The sequence below is a fragment of the Glutamicibacter sp. BSL13 genome (assembly GCF_052928425.1).
The window spans coordinates 1-5,724 of sequence record NZ_JAVGCZ010000135.1; the positions used below are offsets into that span (position 1 = coordinate 1).

Here is a 5,724-nt window from a genome sequence, read left to right on the forward strand (position 1 = left end):
TTAAGTCCGGCGGTGTCCTACTCTCCCACACCCTCACGAGTGCAGTACCATCGGCGCAGTGGGCCTTAGCTTCCGGGTTCGGTATGGGACCGGGCGTTTCCCCCACGCTATGACCGCCGTAACAGCAGTGAAACAACCACACACCTGGTGCCGGCTGCAAAACCATCCATGAACAACACCTGCCAACCCCCACACCCCACCAACAAGGGGGGCCTGGGGTGGTGTGGTTGTTGTTTCGTAACCGTATAGTGAACGCGAGCAACACTCTTTGCCGAACACCCCACACAAGGGGGGGTGGTTTTGTTGTGTGTTGATAAGTCATCGGCCTATTAGTACAGGTCAGCTACACAAGTCTTTAGTCCTTGCTTCCACATCCTGCCTATCAACCCAGTGGTCTAGCTGGGGGCCTCTCACACAAAGTGCATGGAAATCTCATCTCGAAGCAGGCTTCCCGCTTAGATGCTTTCAGCGGTTATCCCTTCCAAACGTAGCTAATCAGCGATGCACTTGGCAGTACAACTGACACACCAGAGGTTCGTCCGTCCCGGTCCTCTCGTACTAAGGACAGCCCTTCTCAAATTTCCAACGCGCGCAGCGGATAGGGACCGAACTGTCTCACGACGTTCTAAACCCAGCTCGCGTACCGCTTTAATGGGCGAACAGCCCAACCCTTGGGACCTACTCCAGCCCCAGGATGCGACGAGCCGACATCGAGGTGCCAAACCATGCCGTCGATATGGACTCTTGGGCAAGATCAGCCTGTTATCCCCGAGGTACCTTTTATCCGTTGAGCGACGGCCCTTCCACACGGTGCCGCCGGATCACTAGTCCCGACTTTCGTCCCTGCTCGAGCTGTCACTCTCACAGTCAAGCTCCCTTGTGCACTTACACTCAACACCTGATTGCCAACCAGGCTGAGGGAACCTTTGGGCGCCTCCGTTACTCTTTAGGAGGCAACCGCCCCAGTTAAACTACCCATCAGGCACTGTCCCTGAACCAGATCATGGTCCGAAGTTAGGTGACCGGTACAGCCAGAGTGGTATTTCAACGATGACTCCACCCGAACTAGCGTCCAGGCTTCACAGTCTCCCACCTATCCTACACAAGCTGCACCGAACACCAATACCAAACTATAGTAAAGGTCTCGGGGTCTTTCCGTCCTGCTGCGCGTAACGAGCATCTTTACTCGTACTGCAATTTCGCCGAGTTCATGGTTGAGACAGCGGGGAAGTCGTTACTCCATTCGTGCAGGTCGGAACTTACCCGACAAGGAATTTCGCTACCTTAGGATGGTTATAGTTACCACCGCCGTTTACTGGGGCTTAAATTCTCCGCTTCGACCCCAAAGGGGTCTAACAGGTCCTCTTAACCTTCCAGCACCGGGCAGGAGTCAGTCCGTATACATCGTCTTGCGACTTCGCACGGACCTGTGTTTTTAGTAAACAGTCGCTTCCCCCTGGTCTCTGCGGCCCACACCCGCTCAGGAAAGCAAGTTTCCCTCACGAGGCAGGCCCCCCTTCTTCCGAAGTTACGGGGGCATTTTGCCGAGTTCCTTAACCATGATTCTCTCGATCGCCTCGGTATTCTCTACCAGATCACCTGTGTCGGTTTAGGGTACGGGCGGACTGGGACCTCACGCCGATGCTTTTCTAGGCAGCATAGGATCACCGAATCACCCACCAAAGTGGGCGCCTATCAGGTCTCAGGCACACGTTCCGCGGATTTGCCAACGAAACACCCTACACCCTTGGACCAGGTCAATTCCATTGCCTGGCTCGGCTACCTTCCTGCGTCACACCTGTTAACACGCTGACCTCACACCCTCGGTTCCCAGCCACCAACCACAACAACCACCCCACAAGGGGGCAGCACGTCATGGCGGCAGGTGGTTAGCATCAGATGCTCAGTATGGGCGGTCCTTCGCCGGTACGGGAATATCAACCCGTTGTCCATCGACTACGCCTGTCGGCCTCGCCTTAGGTCCCGACTAACCCAGGGCAGATTAACTTGACCCTGGAACCCTTGATCATTCGGCGGACGGGTTTCTCACCCGTCATTCGCTACTCATGCCTGCATTCTCACTCGCGTAGCCTCCACCGCTGGTTTCCACCGCGACTTCACCGGCCACACGACGCTCCCCTACCCATCCAAACCACTGGACCACAAAAGCCAATGACATGTTTGAATGACGCAACTTCGGCGGTGTGCTTGAGCCCCGCTACATTATCGGCGCGGAATCACTTGACCAGTGAGCTATTACGCACTCTTTCAAGGGTGGCTGCTTCTAAGCCAACCTCCTGGTTGTCACAGCAACTCCACATCCTTTTCCACTTAGCACACGCTTAGGGGCCTTAGTTGGCGTTCTGGGCTGTTTCCCTCTCGACTATGAAGCTTATCCCCCACAGTCTCACTGCTGCGCTCTGACTTACCGGCATTCGGAGTTTGGCTAAGGTCAGTAACCTTGTAGGGCCCATCGCCTATCCAGTAGCTCTACCTCCAGTAAGAAACACGCAACGCTGCACCTAAATGCATTTCGGGGAGAACCAGCTATCACGAAGTTTGATTGGCCTTTCACCCCTACCCACAGCTCATCCCCTCCATTTTCAACTGAAGTGGGTTCGGTCCTCCACACGCTCTTACACGCGCTTCAACCTGGCCATGGGTAGATCACTTCGCTTCGGGTCTAGACCGTGCCACTCAAACGCCCTATTCAGACTCGCTTTCGCTACGACTACCCCACACGGGTTAACCTCGCGACACAGCACTAACTCGCAGGCTCATTCTTCAAAAGGCACGCCATCACAGAACACAAAGCCCTGCTCTAACGGTTTGTAAGCACACGGTTTCAGGTACTATTTCACTCCCCTCCCGGGGTACTTTTCACCATTCCCTCACGGTACTGATTCACTATCGGTCATCAGGTAGTATTCAGGCTTACCAGGTGGTCCTGGCAGATTCACACGGGATTCCTCGAGCCCCGTGCTACTCGGGCACCCACACTAGGACGGCAGCACGCATGACAACTACGGGACTATCACCCTCTCTGGTCCGGCATTCCAACCGATTCACCTATACGCCTGCACCTCATCCCGCCAGCCGAATAGAACTGGCACATATGGACCCCACAACCCCGAAGATGCAACGCCTATCCGCTATCACACACCTACCGGTTTAGCCCCATCCGCGTTCGCTCGCCACTACTAACGGAATCACTATTGTTTTCTTTTCCTGCGGGTACTGAGATGTTTCACTTCCCCGCGTTCCCCCCACATGGCCTATACATTCAGCCACGGGTCACACCACATAACATGGTGCCGGGTTTCCCCATTCGGAAATCCTGGCCTCAACGTCCGGTTATCGACTCCACCAGGCTTATCGCAGATTCCCACGTCCTTCATCGGCTCCTGATGCCAAGGCATCCACCGTGCGCCCTTAAAAACTTTCAACACAATCATCCATCCATCACAGACAAACGACAGCACAGAAAACCTCAAATACATGAGCAACAAAACAATCAACAAAATCACAAAACAACAAACACCCACACACACAAAATGCGGCAGGCACCTGTCATTTCAAGATGCTCGCGTTCACTATACAGTTCCCAAACAACAACCCCACACCCCCACACCACACACCCACACCAGCGGGCACGCGTGCCAAGGACACAGGAAAACAAACATGGTCTTTCAACCGAAACACCAAGAACACCACACCCACCCAACGGCAGGCACAGCATGCTTGTTGCCTCAAAACCCAACAGTGCGCCACAACCTGGCACCACAAGCACCACCACCAGCCTTCCAACCACAAGCCCCCACAACGGAAACCCACGGCGTACTCACCAGCAGCACCACCCACAGCACCAAACCCGACCACAACCCCCACACCCAAAAAGTGCACGGACCACGACCGATAGTTCATTGATATTCCACCCATGAGCAACCCGCCCACCAACACTCGTGGCGGCAACGGGCAACCAATAATGGTTAGCTCCTTAGAAAGGAGGTGATCCAGCCGCACCTTCCGGTACGGCTACCTTGTTACGACTTAGTCCCAATCGCCAGTCCCACCTTCGACGACTCCCCCCACACAAGGTGGTTAGGCCATCGGCTTCGGGTGTTACCAACTTTCGTGACTTGACGGGCGGTGTGTACAAGGCCCGGGAACGTATTCACCGCAGCGTTGCTGATCTGCGATTACTAGCGACTCCGACTTCATGGGGTCGAGTTGCAGACCCCAATCCGAACTGAGACCGGCTTTTAGGGATTAGCTCCACCTCACAGTATCGCAACCCATTGTACCGGCCATTGTAGCATGCGTGAAGCCCAAGACATAAGGGGCATGATGATTTGACGTCATCCCCACCTTCCTCCGAGTTGACCCCGGCAGTCTCCCATGAGTCCCCGGCATAACCCGCTGGCAACATGGAACGAGGGTTGCGCTCGTTGCGGGACTTAACCCAACATCTCACGACACGAGCTGACGACAACCATGCACCACCTGTGAACCAGCCCCAAAAGGGGAAAGACCATCTCTGGCCCGGTCTGGAACATGTCAAGCCTTGGTAAGGTTCTTCGCGTTGCATCGAATTAATCCGCATGCTCCGCCGCTTGTGCGGGCCCCCGTCAATTCCTTTGAGTTTTAGCCTTGCGGCCGTACTCCCCAGGCGGGGCACTTAATGCGTTAGCTACGGCGCGGAAAACGTGGAATGTCCCCCACACCTAGTGCCCAACGTTTACGGCATGGACTACCAGGGTATCTAATCCTGTTCGCTCCCCATGCTTTCGCTCCTCAGCGTCAGTAAATGCCCAGAGACCTGCCTTCGCCATCGGTGTTCCTCCTGATATCTGCGCATTTCACCGCTACACCAGGAATTCCAGTCTCCCCTACATCACTCTAGTCTGCCCGTACCCACCGCAGATCCGAGGTTGAGCCTCGGACTTTCACGGCAGACGCGACAAACCGCCTACGAGCTCTTTACGCCCAATAATTCCGGATAACGCTTGCGCCCTACGTATTACCGCGGCTGCTGGCACGTAGTTAGCCGGCGCTTCTTCTGCAAGTACCGTCACCCCCAAAAGGGGCTTCTTCCCTACTGAAAGAGGTTTACAACCCGAAGGCCGTCATCCCTCACGCGGCGTCGCTGCATCAGGCTTTCGCCCATTGTGCAATATTCCCCACTGCTGCCTCCCGTAGGAGTCTGGGCCGTGTCTCAGTCCCAGTGTGGCCGGTCACCCTCTCAGGCCGGCTACCCGTCGTCGCCTTGGTGAGCCATTACCTCACCAACAAGCTGATAGGCCGCGAGTCCATCCCCAACCGATAAATCTTTCCACCCCCTGCCATGCAGCAGGAAGTCATATCCGGTATTAGACCCAGTTTCCCGGGCTTATCCCGAAGTCAGGGGCAGGTTACTCACGTGTTACTCACCCGTTCGCCACTAATCCACCAGTGCAAGCACCAGCATCATCGTTCGACTTGCATGTGTTAAGCACGCCGCCAGCGTTCATCCTGAGCCAGGATCAAACTCTCCATAAAAAACAAGAAAAGCACACCACCAACCACCACACGGCAGCCAATGATGCAATCCCGGCGAATAAAAAACACTCAACCACCACACACGGGGGTGCGGGCGATCAAGCAAATAAATGTTTCGTATTCACCAAACAAAAATAATTTGGTATCAACAAACTTGGCACACTATTGAGTTCTCAAACAACAAGC

Annotated in this window: 3 rRNA genes; all 3 read right to left on the minus strand. The window is 55.0% G+C overall.

Annotated elements, in window-relative coordinates:
- Positions 1-4: 4 nt before the first annotated feature.
- Positions 5-121, minus strand: a 5S ribosomal RNA gene (gene rrf / locus RCJ92_RS14730).
- A gap of 187 nt (positions 122-308) precedes the next feature.
- Positions 309-3,446, minus strand: a 23S ribosomal RNA gene (locus RCJ92_RS14735).
- A gap of 555 nt (positions 3,447-4,001) precedes the next feature.
- Positions 4,002-5,538, minus strand: a 16S ribosomal RNA gene (locus RCJ92_RS14740).
- Together the 16S, 23S and 5S rRNA genes form the textbook arrangement of a ribosomal RNA operon.
- Positions 5,539-5,724 lie beyond the last annotated feature (186 nt).